The 17,686-nt window shown below is 53.9% G+C and carries 15 protein-coding genes and 1 other RNA gene; 4 read left to right on the plus strand and 12 right to left on the minus strand.

Annotated features, from left to right (window positions below):
* The first annotated feature begins 8 nt into the window (after window positions 1-8).
* The gene (locus EGT74_RS21390) at window positions 9-1,295 is read left to right on the plus strand and encodes a type IX secretion system plug protein (protein WP_123848583.1); all 1,287 of its coding nucleotides are present in this window, start codon (window positions 9-11) and stop codon (window positions 1,293-1,295) included.
* On the opposite strand, the gene EGT74_RS21395 is transcribed toward EGT74_RS21390, so the two are convergent.
* From EGT74_RS21395 to EGT74_RS21420, 6 genes are all read right to left on the minus strand, one after another.
* Entirely contained in the window at window positions 1,287-2,618 is a 1,332-nt protein-coding gene (locus tag EGT74_RS21395) for an NAD(P)/FAD-dependent oxidoreductase (protein WP_123848584.1), read from the minus strand. The two genes, EGT74_RS21390 and EGT74_RS21395, sit on opposite strands and share 9 nt — an antisense overlap.
* 317 nt (window positions 2,619-2,935) lie before the next feature.
* The gene (locus EGT74_RS21400) at window positions 2,936-3,643 is read right to left on the minus strand and encodes an MIP/aquaporin family protein (RefSeq protein ID WP_123848585.1); all 708 of its coding nucleotides are present in this window, start codon (window positions 3,641-3,643) and stop codon (window positions 2,936-2,938) included.
* 37 nt (window positions 3,644-3,680) lie between these two features.
* The gene (gene glpK, locus EGT74_RS21405; protein ID WP_123848586.1) at window positions 3,681-5,177 is read right to left on the minus strand and encodes a glycerol kinase GlpK; all 1,497 of its coding nucleotides are present in this window, start codon (window positions 5,175-5,177) and stop codon (window positions 3,681-3,683) included.
* 402 nt (window positions 5,178-5,579) lie between these two features.
* A complete protein-coding gene (gene fsa / locus EGT74_RS21410) occupies window positions 5,580-6,230 on the minus strand; it encodes a fructose-6-phosphate aldolase (protein ID WP_123848587.1) in 651 nt (216 codons plus the stop codon).
* 137 nt (window positions 6,231-6,367) lie between these two features.
* Window positions 6,368-6,467: signal recognition particle sRNA small type (gene ffs, locus EGT74_RS21415), an RNA gene on the minus strand.
* 38 nt (window positions 6,468-6,505) lie between these two features.
* On the minus strand, window positions 6,506-7,204 hold the full coding sequence (locus EGT74_RS21420; protein ID WP_123848588.1) for a hypothetical protein: 699 nt from the start codon (window positions 7,202-7,204) through the stop codon (window positions 6,506-6,508).
* A 62-nt stretch (window positions 7,205-7,266) separates the two neighbouring features.
* Between EGT74_RS21420 and EGT74_RS21425 the strand changes: the two genes are divergently transcribed.
* Window positions 7,267-8,079 (plus strand): class I SAM-dependent methyltransferase, encoded by an 813-nt coding sequence (locus tag EGT74_RS21425; RefSeq protein ID WP_123848589.1) that lies wholly within the window; start codon window positions 7,267-7,269, stop codon window positions 8,077-8,079.
* A gap of 143 nt (window positions 8,080-8,222) precedes the next feature.
* On the opposite strand, the gene EGT74_RS21430 is transcribed toward EGT74_RS21425, so the two are convergent.
* The 3 genes from EGT74_RS21430 to EGT74_RS21440 all read right to left on the minus strand — a co-directional run bounded on the left by EGT74_RS21430 (window position 8,223) and on the right by EGT74_RS21440 (window position 11,366).
* On the minus strand, window positions 8,223-8,954 hold the full coding sequence (locus tag EGT74_RS21430) for a shikimate dehydrogenase family protein (protein ID WP_123848590.1): 732 nt from the start codon (window positions 8,952-8,954) through the stop codon (window positions 8,223-8,225).
* 52 nt (window positions 8,955-9,006) lie between these two features.
* Window positions 9,007-9,771, minus strand: a complete 765-nt coding sequence (locus EGT74_RS21435; RefSeq protein ID WP_123848591.1) for a phosphosulfolactate synthase — start codon at window positions 9,769-9,771, stop codon at window positions 9,007-9,009.
* 164 nt (window positions 9,772-9,935) lie between these two features.
* On the minus strand, window positions 9,936-11,366 hold the full coding sequence (locus tag EGT74_RS21440) for a tetratricopeptide repeat protein (RefSeq protein ID WP_123848592.1): 1,431 nt from the start codon (window positions 11,364-11,366) through the stop codon (window positions 9,936-9,938).
* 146 nt (window positions 11,367-11,512) lie between these two features.
* Here EGT74_RS21440 and EGT74_RS21445 point away from each other — a divergent pair, with 146 nt between their 5' ends.
* Window positions 11,513-11,905, plus strand: a complete 393-nt coding sequence (locus EGT74_RS21445) for a hypothetical protein (protein ID WP_123848593.1) — start codon at window positions 11,513-11,515, stop codon at window positions 11,903-11,905.
* A 597-nt stretch (window positions 11,906-12,502) separates the two neighbouring features.
* On the opposite strand, the gene EGT74_RS21450 is transcribed toward EGT74_RS21445, so the two are convergent.
* From EGT74_RS21450 to pafA, 3 genes are all read right to left on the minus strand, one after another.
* Window positions 12,503-13,165 carry a hypothetical protein gene (locus EGT74_RS21450; protein ID WP_123848594.1) on the minus strand — a complete coding sequence of 221 codons (663 nt, stop codon included), beginning with the start codon at window positions 13,163-13,165 and terminating at the stop codon, window positions 12,503-12,505.
* A gap of 59 nt (window positions 13,166-13,224) precedes the next feature.
* Window positions 13,225-13,998 (minus strand): enoyl-CoA hydratase/isomerase family protein, encoded by a 774-nt coding sequence (locus tag EGT74_RS21455; RefSeq protein ID WP_123848595.1) that lies wholly within the window; start codon window positions 13,996-13,998, stop codon window positions 13,225-13,227.
* A gap of 320 nt (window positions 13,999-14,318) precedes the next feature.
* The gene (pafA, locus tag EGT74_RS21460) at window positions 14,319-15,995 is read right to left on the minus strand and encodes an alkaline phosphatase PafA (protein WP_246008275.1); all 1,677 of its coding nucleotides are present in this window, start codon (window positions 15,993-15,995) and stop codon (window positions 14,319-14,321) included.
* A 134-nt stretch (window positions 15,996-16,129) separates the two neighbouring features.
* Here pafA and EGT74_RS21465 point away from each other — a divergent pair, with 134 nt between their 5' ends.
* Window positions 16,130-17,371: an aminotransferase class I/II-fold pyridoxal phosphate-dependent enzyme gene (locus tag EGT74_RS21465; protein WP_123848597.1), complete on the plus strand. Its 1,242-nt coding sequence runs from the start codon at window positions 16,130-16,132 to the stop codon at window positions 17,369-17,371.
* Window positions 17,372-17,686: the final 315 nt, after the last annotated feature.

Below are 17,686 nucleotides of genomic sequence, written 5' to 3' on the forward strand. Positions count from 1 at the left end.
TTACAGCTATGAGCAGAGTAGCAAAAGCATGCTGTACCGTGATCGCGTTGTTTGGTTTTTTAACCCTGCGGGCGCAGGAAAATACCATCACCCCTGACCACATTTACCACCGCAACATCGCCACGGTGAAACTCAACCCGCCCGGCGAACCCCTCGGCATGCCCATTGTGCCGCTCAACGGCGGCGATGTGCTGGAGCTGACGTTCGACGATCTCCTGAATGAAGTGCGGACGTACTACTACACGCTGGTGCTTTGCGACGCCGACTGGAAACCCGCACAGCTCAATCCCATCGAGTACCTGCGGGGATTCACCGAAAACCAGATCCGGACCTACCGCTTCTCCAGCATCGCCCTGCAGAAGTACGTGCATTATACGCTGCAGATCCCCAACGCCAACTGCATGCCCACCAAAGCAGGCAATTACCTGCTGAAAGTGTACCTCGACAGTGATACCTCCAAACTCGCTTTCACCCGCCGGCTGATGGTATTCAACAACCGCGCCGGCGTAACCGGGTATATTTCGCAGCCCACCAACCCGAAGCTGTTCAGGAACTCACAAAAACTCAACATCGCCGTCAACGTCAAAGGCCTCAACATACAGAACCCGTTCAACCAGGTGAAGGTGGTGATACAGCAGAACTTCCGCTGGGACAATGCCATCACCGGCCTCAAGCCCATGTTCATCAAAGGGGACGTGATCGAATACAATGCGGAACAGGACTGTATTTTCCCCGCCATGAAAGAATGGCGATGGGCTGATCTGCGCAGCTTCCGCCTGCAAACCGAAAGGGTGCAGAAAACCGACTACCGCAAAACCGGTACGGAAGTAACGCTCATGCCCGACTTCGCGCGCGACAACGTGGTATACCAATACCTGAAAGATATCAACGGGATGTTTTACCCCGGCACCATAGAAGATTATGATCCCAATTTCGAAGGCGACTACGCACGGGTGAATTTCACCTTCCCCGCCAAGGAACCGTATGCCGGGTATGATATGTACATATTCGGGGAACTGACCAACTACGAGCTCAACACGCTCAACAAAATGACCTACAACGGCCCCCGGCAGGCTTACGAGGGCGCGTTATATCTTAAACAGGGCTACTACAATTACGTCTATGGCCTGCTCGACAGAACGAACAACAAGTTCAGCACGGAATACACCGAAGGCAACTGGTGGGAAACCGAAAATGCCTACACCGTGCTCGTGTATTACCGCGGCCTCGGCGGGCGGTACGACGAACTGGTGGGCCAGCTGCGCCTCAATTCCCTTTTGAACCGGTCAAGGTAAAAGCGGGTCCGTCTGGTACACAGACTGCCGCAGCTTCACGATGTTGGCCGCGCCACGTTTGATGATGATGCGCGTGCCGCGGTCGTATGTAAAATAGCGGTAGAACCAGTTGATGAATACCACAAGTTTATTGCGGAACCCCAGCAGGTTGAGCAGGTGCACCACCATCCAGGCCACCCATGCCAGGTAGCCGCTGAGGCGGATGCCCGCAAACTCGGCCACGGCGCGGTTACGGCCGATAGTGGCCATGCTGCCGAGGTCGGCGTATCTGAACGGTTTCATGGCGCGGCCGCGGAGCGATGCGGTGATGTTTTTACCGAGCTGTTTGCCCTGCTGCATCGCCACCTGCGCCACCATCGGGTAACCTTTCGGGAAACGGTCGTCGTTGACCATCATCGCAATATCACCGATCGCGTAAATGTTTTTGCTTCCTTTCACGAGGTTGAACTCATCCACGTTCACACGCCCGTTGGGCAACACTTCCGCTTCCGGCAAACCGGCTATGGGCATACCTTTCACGCCGGCAGACCATAAGAGCGACTGCGTTTCGATCGTTTCGCCGTTGCTCAGCAACAGGTTGTGGCCGTCATAATCTTTCACAGCCACGTTCGTCATCACTTTCACGCCGATATGTTCCAGGCTGGCGAATGTTTTTTTACTGCTGGCTTCCGTCATACCTGCCAGCACGCGCGGGCCGGCTTCGATGAGATAGATGTTCATCAGGTGCAGCGGCAGCTCCGGGTAATCTTTCGGCAATATGTATTTGCGCAGTTCCGCGAAAGCGCCTGCCAGCTCAACGCCGGTAGGGCCGCCGCCCACCATCACGAAGTTCAGTTTGGGCCTGATCTCCTTTTCGCTGCTCAGCAGCAGCGATTCCTCGAATTGTTTCAGCACGTAGTTCCGGATCTGCACCGCTTCGATGAGCGACTTCATGCCGATCGCGTTTTCTTCGATGAGTTTATTGCCGAAAAAGTTCGTATTGCTGCCCGTGGCGATCACGAGGTAGTTGTATCTGATGTCGCCGATGTTGGTGACGAGCACATTATCGGCCGCATTCACGCTTTTCACCTCTCCCATCCGGAAATGGAAGTTTTTCTGGCGTTTGAAGATGCCGCGGAGGGGAAAAGCGATGCTGTCGGGTTCAAGGCCTGCCGTAGCTACCTGGTACAACAGGGGTTGAAAAAGATGATAGTTATTCCTGTCGAGCAACACTACCTGCACCGGGGCGTTTTTCAGGGATTTGGCAATATTGATGCCTGCAAAGCCGCCTCCCACAATCACCACCCGGGGTCTGTCCGTATCCGGAATATTCGGTTGTATCATATGTCAGATTTTAAAGCCATGAGTACAGCAATCTGGCCACAAATGCCATACCATTGTTAATTTTTATCAAAAGTACAAAACTTTCAGTAAAAAATGAAAGATAAGGGAAAGATATTCCGGATGGCGTAAGCGGAATGGGCGGCGCGAGGAAGTTACAACAGGGCAAGAAGTCCGGTGGGTAAGCGTTTGGCCGGATGAAGGATATCAATAAAATTTGAGCGGGGAATTTGCGGGCCATTAAAAGTGTTCCCGGTGCTGAAAGCAAAAAAGGGCTGCTTTTGGTTAAAAAGCAGCCCTTCCGCAATATGTTTTCTTCCTTATTTCAGCCCCATATACAGCGCTGTTGCCAGCATGGCGCCGATGATCGGCCCCACAACGGGAATCCAGGCGTACCCCCAGTCGCTGTCGCGTTTGTTTCTGATGGGCAGCACCAGGTGCGCCAGGCGCGGACCGAGGTCCCTGGCCGGGTTGATGGCGTAGCCGGTAGGCCCGCCGAGCGAGAGGCCAATGCCCAGCACTACCAGCGAAATCGGCAGCGCATCTACCGCACCGAGGCCATGCACGGGTTTGACGATGAAAAACACGGCAACAATGAGTACAAATGTCCCCACTATTTCGGTGATGAGATTGGGAACGGTGGCGCGGACAGCCGGAGAGGTGCAGAAAACGGCCATTTTCAGGTCCGCATCGTCCGTTGCCTCGAACTGTTTCATATAAGCGGCCCATACCGTACAGGCGCCTAAAAACGCCCCTAAAAGCTGTGCGGCGAGGTAAGTGGGCACTACGTCCCACTGGATGGCGCCAGCCACGGCGAGCGACAGCGTAACGGCGGAGTTCAGGTGCGCGCCGCTGTAAGCGCCCACGGTGATCACGCCTACGAATACGGCCATGGCCCAGCCCATGGTAATCACAATCCATCCGCTGTTTTGGCCTTTGTTCTTATTGAGTACAACATTCGCTACCACACCGTTGCCCAGGATAATCAGCAGGGCGGTACCGAGTAATTCTGCCAGAAAAATTGACATAACTGGTCGTGTTTTTTATGAGTTGATGGGTTGAGGATTATTCTTCGGTCCAGGCTTTTGCCGCACGGATGGCGCGCTGCCAGTTTTTGGTGAGCTCCGTGCGCTGTTTGTCGTCCATGGAAGGTTTGAAACGCTGGTCTTCCTGCCACTGGCTGCGGATGGTATCCACACTGTCCCAGAAACCCGTTGCCAGGCCGGCCAGGTAAGCGGCGCCCAGGGCGGTGGTTTCGGTCACCTTGGGCCTTACCACCTGGGTACGCAGGATGTCTGCCTGGAACTGCATCAGCAGGTTGTTGGCCGTGGCGCCACCGTCTACGCGCAGCTCCTGGATGTCCATGCCTGCATCGGCCTCCATGGCTTTGAGCACGTCCATCGTCTGGTAAGCGATGCTGTCGAGCGCCGCGCGGGCGATGTGCGCGTCTTTGGTGCCGCGCGTCATGCCTACGATGGTGCCGCGGGCGTACTGGTTCCAGTGTGGCGCGCCGAGGCCGGCAAAGGCGGGCACGAGGTAAACACCGTCCGTATCTTTCACGGAAGCGGCCAGCGCTTCCACATCGGCCGAGTGGCGGATGATGCCGAGGCCGTCGCGGAGCCACTGCACCACGGCGCCGCCGATGAAAATGCTGCCTTCGAGCGCATAATGGGTAGTGTTCCCGATGCGCCAGGCGATGGTGGTGAGCAGGTTATTGCTGGAAGTAATGGCTTTTTCGCCGGTATTGAGCATCATGAAGCAGCCGGTGCCGTAAGTGTTTTTCACCATACCGGGCTCGGTGCACATCTGCCCGAACAGCGCGGCCTGCTGGTCGCCGGCGATACCGGCGATGGGGATTTCGAACGGCGTGAGGGTGGCTTCGGTATGGCCGTACACTTCGCTGGACGCGCGCACTTCCGGCAGCATCGACGCCGGAATGTCCATCAGCTTCAGCAGGCTTTCGTCCCACTGCTGGGTATGGATGTTGAACAGCATGGTACGGGAGGCGTTGCTCACATCCGTGACGTGGAGCTTCCCCTTGGTGAAGTTCCAGATCAGCCAGCTGTCTACCGTGCCGAAAGCCAGTTCGCCGGCCTCTGCCTTTGCCCTCGCTCCTTCCACGTTATCGAGTATCCATTTTACCTTGGTGCCGGAGAAATAAGCGTCTACGATCAGGCCGGTTCTGGAGCGGATGTCTTCCGCCAGCCCCCTGGCGCGCAGCTCGTCGCAGTAGGCGGCCGTCCTCCTGTCCTGCCACACGATGGCGTTGTACAGCGGTTTGCCTGTTTTACGGTCCCAGACGATGGTGGTTTCGCGCTGGTTGGTGATGCCCATGGCGGCGATCTGGTCGCCGGTAGTGCCGGCTTTCACGATCACTTCCGCCGCCACGCCGGCCTGGGTGGACCAGATCTCGTTCGGATCATGCTCTACCCATCCCGGTTGGGGATAGATCTGTGAAAATTCTTTCTGGGCTACGGCGATAATGTTCCCTGATTTGTCGAAAATGATAGCGCGAGAGCTGGTGGTTCCCTGGTCCAGGGCCATGATGAATTTTGCTTCCATGCGGGTGTTCTGGCTATTTTTTAGAGTGAATTTAGTATTGTTTAACGTGGTACCTAGTTTTACGAGGTAGTAAGATAGTTGTAATAAATTAAAAGTAAAAAAAAATATCGGGGCAAGGGAATGAAAGGAGGCAATTTCAGGGGAACGGGAATGGTGAGAGCGGATGCTTTGGAGGGGCAATGCATCCCGGCGTCTGCTTCTCTCCTCCCGGCATGCTTCGGACAGGCTTTTCTAACCAAAGGTGTGAACCTATATCAGGACCAGACCATACAGCGACAGGTAACTGCCGGAGGTTTGTTTCCAGCGTAAGAAAATGGAGGCTGGAAGAACACCGCCCCGGCAAAGCACAAAAAAAGGGAACAGCCGGTCAGCTGTCCCCTCGTCAATATCGGGTGATGGATACTACATTTTTTTAGCGTCCTCGAGGAATTTGGCCAGGCCAATGTCCGTGAGGGGGTGTTTCAGCAGGCCCAGGATGGAATCCAGCGGGCAGGTGCACACGTCGGCGCCGTTTTCGGCACATTTAACGATGTGGAGGGCGTTGCGGATAGATGCGGCCAGCACTTCGGTTTTGAAGCCCTGGATGCTGTAGATCTGGGCGATCTGGGCGATCAGCTCGATACCGTCCCAGCTGCTGTCGTCGATACGGCCGATGAAGGGCGATACGTAGGCGGCACCGGCTTTTGCCGCCAGGATGGCCTGACCGGCAGAAAATACCAGGGTACAGTTGGTGCGGATACCGTTTTCGGTGAACCAGCGGATGGCTTTTACGCCGTCTTTGATCATCGGCACTTTCACCACGATGTTCGGGTGAATGGCAGCCAGTTTCTTACCTTCTTCCACGATGCCGGCGAAGTCGGTAGACAATACTTCGGCGCTTACGTCGCCTTCCACCATTTCGCAAATGGTTTCGTAGTGTTTCATGATGGCAGCTTCCCCTTTGATGCCTTCCTTCGCCATCAGCGAGGGATTGGTGGTAACGCCGTCCAGAATGCCCAGGTCGTGCGCTTCCTGGATTTGCGAAAGGTTTGCTGTATCAATAAAGAATTTCATATTGGGAGGGTATTTTAATTGTTGTTGATTGATTACGGGCAGTTTGTTCCCGACCCGAAATTTTATCCGGGGCAATTTAGTGAAACCAACAATATATTCCGGAATTGTGAGGCGAGAACCTGGCCATGTGGAAAAAAAAATGGCAAGTTACTTATATCGCACCGCTTCAACCGCCTACCCTTGCTACATTCCTGTCCTGGGGGAGTTCAGCAGGAGCTGGTCGTATAAGACTTGCCGATGCAAAGGTAATTGAAAGCCCGGTATAATGCAAATATTTAACGCGGATTTCGTTTTTTCTTTGGTTTGGAGAACACGTCCTTCTCATTTTTAATGATCATCGATTCGTCCTCCGGCCCTTGTTTGACGGGGATTTCAGTGACTATCTTCATATCGTTGCCGCCTCTGTAAAAAGCGGTGACGGAAATTTTTCTGGTGCTGCTGTCGGTAACGGGAATCAGCAAATCCTGGCCGATGAGCTGGCCGGCGCTGGCGGTGAAGCGGATGCGCGAGGTGTCGAGCGGATAGATTTTGCCGCTGTTGTAAATGCCTTCTACGTTCAGATAGAAGTGAATGCCGCGCTTGAGACTGTCCGCATAATGCTGGAAGCGGATACCGGTGAGGTACGGCAGCTGCAGCATCACTTCGTGCTGCTTCGAGGGCTGGTCGCGGAGGGTGACCAACAGGCGCATCTTGTAATTGTCCGGCCGTATTTTGTTCCGGTTGAACCGCAGTACACCGTTGCTGCATTCACCGAAGGGGGTTTCCACCGTCACCTGGCTCCAGCGCAGGTCGCCTCCCAGCAGGCCGGCGGTCTGGCGTTCGGTACCGTCTTTATAACGCACGATGAGACCGATGGGCGTGGTGCTGTACAATTCGGCCACGGCATTGGAGTCGTACACGGCCGTGATGGCGGCCGCTTCTTTTTGCTGCGCGAAGGCAGGCAGGGCGAATAATATCAAAAGTAACGTTCTCAATATGCTCTTATTTGCTAAAACCATTCCAAAATTAGTCCTAATTTCACGCAATTTTTAAAAGCATGTCATTACCACAACATACCGACGCCACTTTAAGGTACCAGCAGCAGGTTGATAATTCCCGGAGTTACGTGATGCCGTTCATCCAGCGGGAGTTTCCCGAGCTGAAAGGCCTGCGCGTGATGGAAATCGGCTGCGGCGAGGGCGGGGTGCTCACCCCCTTCCTGGAAGCGGGCTGCCGTTGTGTGGGCGTGGACCTCTTCCCGGAAAGAATTGAACTGGCGAAGGGATTCCTGGGGCAGTACATCGACAACGGCCAGCTGCAGCTGATCGCCAAAAATATATACGACGTCGACTTTTTCGGGGAATTCCAGCATGCTTTTGATGTGATCATCCTCAAAGACGCCATCGAGCATATCCCGGACCAGGACAAACTGGTGGCGTATCTCAAAAACCTCCTGACCGTGCGCGGCCAGGTATATTTCGGTTTCCCGCCCTGGTATATGCCCCATGGCGGCCACCAGCAGATCTGCGGCAGCAAATTCCTGAGTTTCCTGCCGTATGTGCATTTACTGCCGCGGCCGCTGTACCGTGGCCTGCTCAAAGCTTTCGGCGAAAGCGAGGGCACCATCAAAGAATTGATGGAGCTGGTGGATACCGGTATTTCCATCGAACGGTTTGAAAAGATCGTGCGCACCACCGGGTTCGATATCACCCAAAGAAAATACTACCTCATCAACCCGATTTACAAATACAAGTTCAACCTGCAACCGCGGGAGCAGTTCGGATGGATGAAGAAGATCCCCTTCGTCCGCAATTTCTTTACCACCTGCATGTACTACATGATCAAACCTTCGGCGGAAACGAAGGGTTAACGCCCTGGTATACCGGCAAGGCATTACTCCGTCCGCGAGGGCGCGGATTTACGTGCCAGATCCTGAAACGGCTACCAGTAAAAAAGGAATGAAGATCGAAGGGGTAAATTGCCCGGCATTTACCAGATCGCGACATGACGCGCTCAGGCATTCCAGATTTCCCAGGATGCCTCGGCCTGCAGTATCAGCATTTCATGACCGTTTTTAACGGAGGCGCCGCGTTCGGCGCCTTTTTTCATGAACAGTGTTTCGGCCGGGTTGTAGATGAGGTCGTACAGCAGGTGCCGGTCCGTGATGAATTCGTAAGGAATGGGCGGCGCTTCGGTTACGTTCGGGTACATGCCCAGCGGCGTGGTATTTACGATCAGCGTATGTTCCCGCATCACCGTTTCGTTCACCGCATCGTACCCGATGGTGCCGTCAAAATATTTGCGGCTCACTTCGGTGTAGGAGATGCCCAGCCGCTGCAGGGCATATTTCACCGCTTTGGCGGCCCCGCCCGCGCCGAGTATCAGCGCTTTGGTATGCTGTGGTTGCAGTAAGGGCTGCAGGGAGCGGCTGAAACCGATCACGTCCGTATTATGCCCGGTGAGCTCGTTATCCCGGCGGCGGATGCAGTTCACTGCGCCGATGGCTTTCGCTGCGTCGCTGAAATGGTGGAGAAAGGGAATGACTTCCTGTTTGTAGGGAATGGTGACGTTCATGCCTTCCAGTTCCGGATGGTCGTTCCAGAGGGCCTGGAACTGGTCTATCGAGGGAATGGGGAAGTTTTCGTACCGGCAATCCGTGATGCCTTCGCGCTGGAATTTTTCAGCAAAAAACCCTTTTGAAAAGGAATGGGAAAGCGGGAAGCCGATCAGGCCGAACAAGCGCATACGGTAAAAATTGAGAATGGCGGACCGGGAGCCGGTCCGCCATGTATGTAGATTATTCTTTGTCGAGGAAAAGGTGGAAGGTATCGCCGCGGAGGCCCACACGCATGGCTTCCAGGGGAATCACCTCGTGGGGGGCCAGGTTGCCCAGGTTGGCGTTGCAGCCTACCAGTTCCAGGAAATACAGCTGCTGGTCTTTCTGGGGAGCTTCCCATATGATTTTTTCAGCCGGTATCTGTGTGAGGATTTCCTGCACCAGCCCTTCGCGCACTTCGCCGCTACCGCGGTAAATGCCTACGTTACCGCCTTCGCGCGCTTCCGCGATCACGTAAGTGGCGCCGGCTTCCAGTTCCGCGCGCATCAGTTCGATCCATTTATAGGGAGGAATGATATGCTCCGCATCTTTGGAGCCCACTTCACTCAGCACCAGGCCGTGTTTGGTGAGTTTTTCGATGTAGCCGCACTTTTCCGCGTGCGGGATGGTGATGGAACCGTCGGAAACTTCCATATAGGAGATACCGTAGTCTTTGATCACTTTCACGTACTCGTCAAACTGGTTACGGATGAGGAACGCCTCAAACAGGGTACCGCCGAAGTATACGGGGATATTCGCCGCCTGGTACAGTTCAATTTTTTCACGAAGGTTGGGAGTTACGAAAGAGGTGCCAAATCCCAGTTTTACAATATCCACATGCGGTGAGGCAGCAGATAAAAAGTTCTTTGCTTCTTCAACGCTCAGGCCTTTGTCCATCACCATGGTGAGCCCATGGTTCCGCGGCTTGCTGGTTCTTTCCGGAATTTGCGTCAGATTAAAATTCATTTTGCACGATTTTATTCTTCTTAATGGTCTTTTCCCACCAAACTGTCATACTTAGCTATGCCTACCTTGTAATTGGATTGGTTTTGTTGGCTTTTCCAATGTTTACAATTTAGAAAACCGCGGCAAAAATAAGAAGTTCTGCAATAGGAGGAGCAAAAAATGGTTTAACGTTTACGCCTGTACCGGCCGATGAGGTCTACCACGGCGATATGCTGGAGGATGGACGGGTCGAGCTCCACCATCTTTTTCACCTGGCGGGGATGCAGTTGCAGGGCTGTTTCCAGCTGCAGCAGGCCCTCTTTGGTTTTGCCGGTGGCAATGAGCAGGGCGGCCCGGTAAAAAAGAAACACGGGTTTACGCCCTATCCGGGCTTCGGCGGCATCGAGCTGCACGAGGGCTTCGTCCACATGACCGGAGGCATACAGGCCGCGCACCAGTTCTTTCCAGGCCTGGGCGCTGTTGGGCCGGATACGCACGGCGTTGAGGAAATGGGCCAGGGCCTCCTTGTCGCTTCCCAGCTGCAGGTAACACTGCCCCAGGGTGATATTGTACTCGGCGCTGTGTTTGTTGATGCGCAGGGCGGACTGGAGGGACTTGATGGCGTTTTCCCAGTTCTCCTCCGTCATGTAAGCCTTGGCTATTTTGAGATAGAGCTTGTCGTCGTTCGGGCTGAGGTGGCTGGCCTTGCGGTAATAATACCGGGCCTGCGTGAACTTGCGCATCTTTTCGTAGCAGTGGCCGATGGCTTCGTAGATCACGTCTTCCGGCTTGGCCACTTCCAGGTGTTTCTGCAGCACCTCGATGGCTTCGTTGTATTTGCGCAGGTGGATGTAGGCGTCGCCCATGTTGCGGTAGGCATAGTCGAACCGCTCGTCGATCACCACGGCGTACTGGTACGCGTCGATCGCTTTTTCATAGAGCTTCAGGCCCTGGTAGGCCGTGCCCAGGTTGAACCAGGCCAGCTGGTTGTACGGGTGCTCGTTGATGATGTTGGTATGGAGGCGGATGCTTTCTTCGTTGCGGCCTGTAAACTCGGTCCAGAAGCAGATTTTGTGCAGGGCTTCCTCGTTGTTGGCATCGTATTCCAGCAGCATCTTGAGGCAGTCGAACACTTTTTCGAATTCTTCCCAGTCGTCGTACACGTCCGCCAGTTCCAGCAGCAGGTCGGTACGGTCTTCCCCGTCGAACTGGGTGATCTGTTCCTCGAGGAGGGAGGCCGCCTTTTCGTGCTGGTTCATGGCCAGGTACACGTCTGTTTTGAGAATATACAGGTTAATATCGTTACTGTCCAGCAATGCGGCTTTTTCCAGCAATGCGAGGGCTTCGCGGTATTTTTTGGTTTCGATTAATAAAGCGGATTTTTTGAGTAGCAGTGCGGAGGAGAAGGGGAACTGCTCGATGGCGATTTCAACGGCCTGGAGGGCATTATTGAGCTCATCGTGCTCATCGTAGTAATCGATGATCTGTTCGAAAGAATCCTCGTCCAGGAAGGCGTGTGATCTGCCCTCCTTAAGATTCTCAAATTGCTGAAGCAAGTCCCTCAAATCTTCAAAATCCTCGTTAAACTCGTTAAATGATGGGAAATCGTGATTCATTAATGTAAATATATGAGATTTTGCATCCGTCACCAAACAAGTTGGCCTTTACCGCTCGTGTATTTTTTAACATTTTTTTAAGATAAAAGGGTAAATTGCTTAAGATTCCGTTATGATAGATGGATTTTTCGTATATTTGCATTACAATGAAGCAGAAATTTAACATAATCCAAAGATTTTCATTGTCTTGCCTCATGGTAAGTGCTTTGTTCATGCTTGCACTGAGTGTACAGGCCAATGATCTGGGCGGTAATTTGGATAACGAAAAGGACAAGGTTGTAAAGAAGACCGAGACCCGCTACAACCTCACCGCCATGCCTAAAACGAATCTGAGCCTTGACGCGGGATTTAAGGCCAGCGGTATCCTGAAAACCGATTTTAACCTGAGTTCTGACAACAGTACTGTTAACGTTAAGTCTGTACTGACATATAAAAGAGGAAATGTCACCTATATCGTGCCTTACTCTGTACAAGCACAACCTGTACCCAGCATGAAGTATCATCAGGTGCAGTTTAACTTACCGTTCAGGAAAAACTAAGGACAATTTGAAAAGAGATTTTGCAGAAAGGCTGTTCGAAAGAACGGCCTTTTTTGCGTTTGGGAGGTGCGGGCCGGTTGAATACCTCAAACGCAGATGGGATGCGCGGTTGCAGGGAATTGGATGTAACGCCCGGGGGGCTGCAATAGCCAGTGACGCATGCAGGATTGGAGATATTGCCCCGAAGGCAGATGGAATGCGCGGTTGCAGGGAATTGGATGTAACGCCCGGAGGGCTGCAATAACGGGTGACGCATGCAGGACTCAGAGTGTTAAATACCCCCGAAGGCAGATGGAATGCGCGGTTGCAGGGAATTGGATGTAACGCCCGGAGGGCTGCTATAGCGGGTGACGCATGCAGGATTGGAGATGTTGCCCCCGAAGGTAGATGGAATGCGCGGTTACAGGGAATTGATGCAACGCCCGGAGGGCTGCAATAGCCAGTGACGCATGCAGGATTCAGGGTATCAGATACCCCCGAAGGCAGATGGGATGCCCGGTTGCAGGGAGTCGCATGTAACGCCCGGAGGGCATGCCTGAGCAAATAAAAAAGGGCTGCTCCATGAACAGCCCCCTATCGAAAATATCTTCAGTATCCTTAACCCCTGATCTTCTTCAGCTCATCCGCCGTAATCTCCCTGTACCCTTTCGGCACATCGAATATCGAGGCGGGTACCGGGCTCAAATCCACCTTGGTGGCTGTCACCTTCATTTTGGAGCCGGACTTCACTACGATCTCGAACTCCAGCGGAATGCCTTTCAGGTTCATGAAACGGCGATTGTAATATTTGTTTTCCGGAATGAGGTCCATCGTGTAATACACATCGAACGTGGTGCCGTCTTCCATTTTTCCGATGGCCTTGCGGCATTTGTAGCCCGCGATTTCGCGGATCTCCGTCTGGTCGGTGAACTGGGTGTTGCTATACTTTTTCGTATCCTGCTCGTAGCCTTTTTTGTCGGTGCGGATCAGGTACTTGTCCCCATGGTTGTCCATGAGCGTCACCACCGTTTCTTCCTGTGCATTGATGAGATAGATGTAGTTAACCACATTGAAGTTCATGTCTATCCGGCTCTGGTGGCCTCGGAGGTATTGAATCATGGAACTGTTGGCGAACATCGCCTCCATCTGGAGCTGTTCCGCCGGCATTTCTACCTTATAGCTTATCCTCGCGTCCGATATGGTACGTTGTGCCCAAAGCGGCGATGCGGAACCGGCTATGAAGCCTGCCAGCAATCCCCCTATCAGTAACAATTTTCGCATAATTGGTTCTTTAGTACATAGGTATGTGTGAAAATTCTGTGCCAAATGCATTAAACCCGCTACCAGCTTGGCTTTTGCTTATCCAGAAAGGCCCCTACCCCCTTCCGGCAGTCTGGATGCTGCCGGGTTTCGGCATTCAGGTGGGCGGCCGTTTCCAGGGCGGCGGGCAGCTGCTGATCGAGCGCCGTACGCACCAGTTGTTTGGTGATTTTCAGGGAGTTGGCCGATGCGTCGTTGCAGAGGCTTTGCGCCACTGCCGCCACATGGGCCCTGATCTGCTCCGCCGGCACCACTTTATTGATCAAACCGTAAGCAGCTGCTTCCTCCGCCGGGATAAGGCGGCCGGTGAGCAGCAGTTCGCGGGCCCTGCCCTCTCCTATCTTCCGCACCAGAAACACGCTCACGAGGGCGGGCACAAAGCCGATGCGCACCTCGGTGTAGCCGAATTTGGCGGCCGGTACGGCATAGCTGAGGTCGGCCAGCGAGGCCAGCCCACAGCCGCCGGCGATGGCGTCTCCCTCGATCAGGGCGATCACCACTTTGGGCAGGGTGTACATTTCTTCCATCAGCTGCATGAGCTCCCTCGAATCGGCGAGGTTTTCCTCGTAATTGTTCTGTTGCAGCTGCTGCAGGTACTCCAGGTCGGCCCCGGCGCAAAACGCCTTGCCGTTACCCGCCAGTACGATCACCTTCACATGGTCGTCCGCCTCCGCGCGGGCGAATGCCTCGCGCAATTCCCTGACCAGCGCGCCATTCAGGGCGTTACGCTTATCGGGCCGGTTCAGGGTGATGGTGGCCACCCTGTCTGCGATATGATAGGTCAATCCGGACATGTTCCAAATGTAAGTGATTTATTTTTACTCAATAAACAGTATACGTAAACTGCTGTAAATTAAACGCCTTTGCCGGAAATCCCGGCAAAGGCGCTATCAACAGTGTTTTCAGTTTAATTACTCGGGAGATTTCATCTCTTTCGTGAATCTGGTTCAATCCGCGGATTTCATCCATCCTCTTCGGGAAACAGCTTACATACAGGGAATCTTTCATTAAATGCCTTCTGCTTTTCAGCTGCATCCGATCTTTCCCGGCTATCCCACCGTACTTCCTTCACATCCCGGATACCCATCAATCGGTTAGTTGTTCTGAGAGACAACTATTTCGTCAATTCCTCGATCACATGCCCCACGTTGCCGTTCGGCATCTGGATGCGCAGCATCGCTGCGATGGTAGGCGCAATGTCGGCCATAGACACGGTACGGTTGGTTTTACCCTGGCGTACGCCCCAGCCCATCCAGAGCAGGGGAATATGTGCGTCGTAGGGGTTCCAGAGGCCGTGGGTGGTGCCGGTGGAGCCGCCATCGAGCCATCCGGGCTGCAATACCAACATGATGTCGCCGCTGCGCTGTACGTTGTAGCCGTTGGTCATCATGGACTTCTGCGGCTCGGGAAGCGCGGTGGCGCCCAGTTTATGCAGGTCGAACGCGTTGGCGATGCCGGGCCATCTGAGCGTTTCGCGTATAATGAACTGTTTGATCTCTTCGGTTTTACCGGATTTTTCAAGGGCTTCGTTGTCGAGGCTCAACTGGTAGTTATACCCGGAAAGGATGGCTTTCTTCACGCCGAACGCCTTTTCGGTAGCGGCATTGAGCGATTTCAGCATGGCCGCGTCGTCCCAGCTGCCGCCGGGGATTTTATTTTCTTTCAGGAAACCGGGCACATGCGCCACGGCATGGTCTGCCGTGAGGAAGAACAGCCACTGGCCCTTGCCCACTTTTTTGTCGAGGTACTGGAAGAACTCCGCCAGGTCGCGGTCGAGGCGCAGGTAGGTATCTTCAATTTCGATGGAGTTGGGGCCGTGCTGGTGGCCTACGTAGTCGGTAGACGACAGGCTGATGGCCAGGAAGTCCGTGATGGGCCCCTGACCCATTTCATGGCCTTCGAGCGCTTTTTTGGCGAACTCGAGGGTGAAAGTGTTGCCGTAGGGCGTAGACGACAGAATGCCGAAGCTGTTGCCCATGGTGCCAGCCAGTTCGTGCGGGAAGGCGGAGTTGTTCTGTCCTTTGAAGCGGCCTTCATACGGTTTATCGTCTGCCGTGCTCTGCACGTAAGTTTCGATGGGATACAGGGTGTTCCACGGTTTGGCGAGGTATTTGGCCGGCAGTTTCTGGTTGTTGAAGGCTTCCGCCCAGGCCGGGAGGCTCTTCATGTAGTAGCTGCTGGTCATGAAGTTCCCCGTTACACCGTCGTACCAATAAGCCGCGGTGGCGCTGTGGCCGGCCGGCAGGATGGAGCCGCGGTCTTTAATGGCCACGCCTACCACTTTGCTGCGGAAGTTGGTGGCCATGCGCAGTTCGTCGGTAATGGTGGAGGTGTACATGTTGGCGGGGCTCATTCTGCCCGCCGCATCGCTGCCGCCAACGGCGGTGACGGTGCTGTCGTCCGTGCAATACACGCTGCTCCTGGAAGCTTTGTTATACCAGGCGTTGCCGATGATGCCGTGGATGGCGGGCACCGAGCCGGTGTATACGCAGGTATGGCCGCAGGCGGTGATGGTGGGGGTATATGGGATGAGGGTGTTTTCGCAGGAGAATCCTTCGCCCAGGAGGCGTTTGAAACCATCGTTCGAATACCGGTCGTTAAAACGGTATAAATAATCCCAGCGCATCTGGTCTACTACCATGCCTACCACGAGTTTGGGCCTGGCCACGTCCTGTTGTGCCTTTTTTCCATAGTTCGGGGGGAAGCCTTTGGTGGGCGAAGTAGCCTTTTGACCAAAGACAACTGGCGCCGTCAACAGACAGATGACGGTCAATAATTTAATACGGCTCATATAAAACATTAATTAATTCCTAACTTGCTCCGTGATGACGTGGAAAAAATAAAGGCATAAAAGTAACCTAAGTTTACAAAAAATAATATTTTAATACCTTTGTGGGCGAATTTTAATCTCATTTTAATAATCATATGGATATATTCGAGAAACTGCTGAAGCATAAAGGCCCTATCGGTGAGCATTCCGAGAGAGCCCATGGATACTTCGCTTTCCCCAAGCTGGAAGGTGAAATAGGGCCCCGGATGAAATTCCGGGGAAAGGACAAGATCGTTTGGAGCCTGAACAACTACCTGGGCCTGGCCAACCACCCGGAAGTTCGTGCCACAGACGCCAAAGCCGCCGCGGATTTTGGCCTGGCATCCCCCATGGGCGCGCGCATGATGAGCGGCAACACCAATTATCATGAGCAGCTGGAAAAAGAGTTGAGCGAATACATGGGCAAGGAAGACACCACCCTGCTCAACTACGGTTACCAGGGCATTATGAGCGCTATCGATGCTATCTGTAACCGCCGCGACGTGATCGTGTACGACGCGGAGTGCCACGCTTCCATCATCGACGGCCTGCGCCTGCACCAGGGGCACCGTTATGTGTTCAAGCACAACGATATCGAAGACTGTGAAAAACAGCTGAAGCGTGCGGTGGAACTGTGCAAAACAAGCGGCGGCGGCATCCTCGTGATCACGGAAGGGGTGTTCGGCATGGCCGGCGACCAGGGTAAACTGAAAGAGATCGCCGCGCTGAAAGATCAATACGAGTTCCGGTTTATGGTAGACGATGCGCACGGCTTCGGCACCATGGGCAAAACCGGTGCCGGTACCGGTGAAGAGCAGGGCGTGCAGGACAAAATCGACCTGCTGTTCAATACCTTCGCAAAATCCGGCGCTTCCATCGGCGCTTTCATGAGCGGCGATAAAGCCATCATCAACTACCTGCGCTACAACATGCGCTCGCAGATATTCGCCAAATCCATTCCCCTGCCCATCGTGATCGGCCACCTGAAAAGGGTGCAGCTGATGCGCCAGCAGCCGGAACTGAAGGCCAAACTCTGGAGCAATGTAAACAAGCTGCAGCAGGGCCTGAAAGACAGGGGTTTCAACATCGGCCGCACCAACTCCCCGGTTACGCCGATCTACCTCCAGGGCGATATTCCGGAAGCCACCGCCATGTGCCTCGACCTCCGCGAGAATTACAATATCTTCTGTTCCATCGTGGTATACCCCGTGATACCCAAAGGCCAGATCATCTACCGCCTGATCCCCACCGCGGCTCACTCCGACGAGGACATCGAGCTGACGCTGAAGGCTTTCACCGAAACCAAGGAAAAGCTCGACCAGAAGGTGTACGCAGTAGCGGAAATTCCCATGGTATAACAACGTAAGTAAGTACCTTTCATAAGGAAAAGGGGCGCTCTCCGGAGTGTCCCTTTTTTATTGCGGCAAGGTGAAACAGAGGTTTACAGTCCCGTAACCCCGGAAATTGTGCACGAATGGACAAAAATTTGATCTGAGTGGAGATTATGAGGGTAAAAGACGAAGCTACAACGAACCTACACTGGGGGAAAGACGAACCTACCTCCAAAAGGGAAGGTTCGTTGCAGGTTCGTTCAAGGTTCGTTGTAGCTTCGTCTTTCTCCCTGCCGGAGCCCAGGCAACCCGCAACCCGCCCGGGGTACTAAAACGTTATAC

Source organism: Chitinophaga lutea (assembly GCF_003813775.1).
GTDB lineage: Bacteria > Bacteroidota > Bacteroidia > Chitinophagales > Chitinophagaceae > Chitinophaga > Chitinophaga lutea.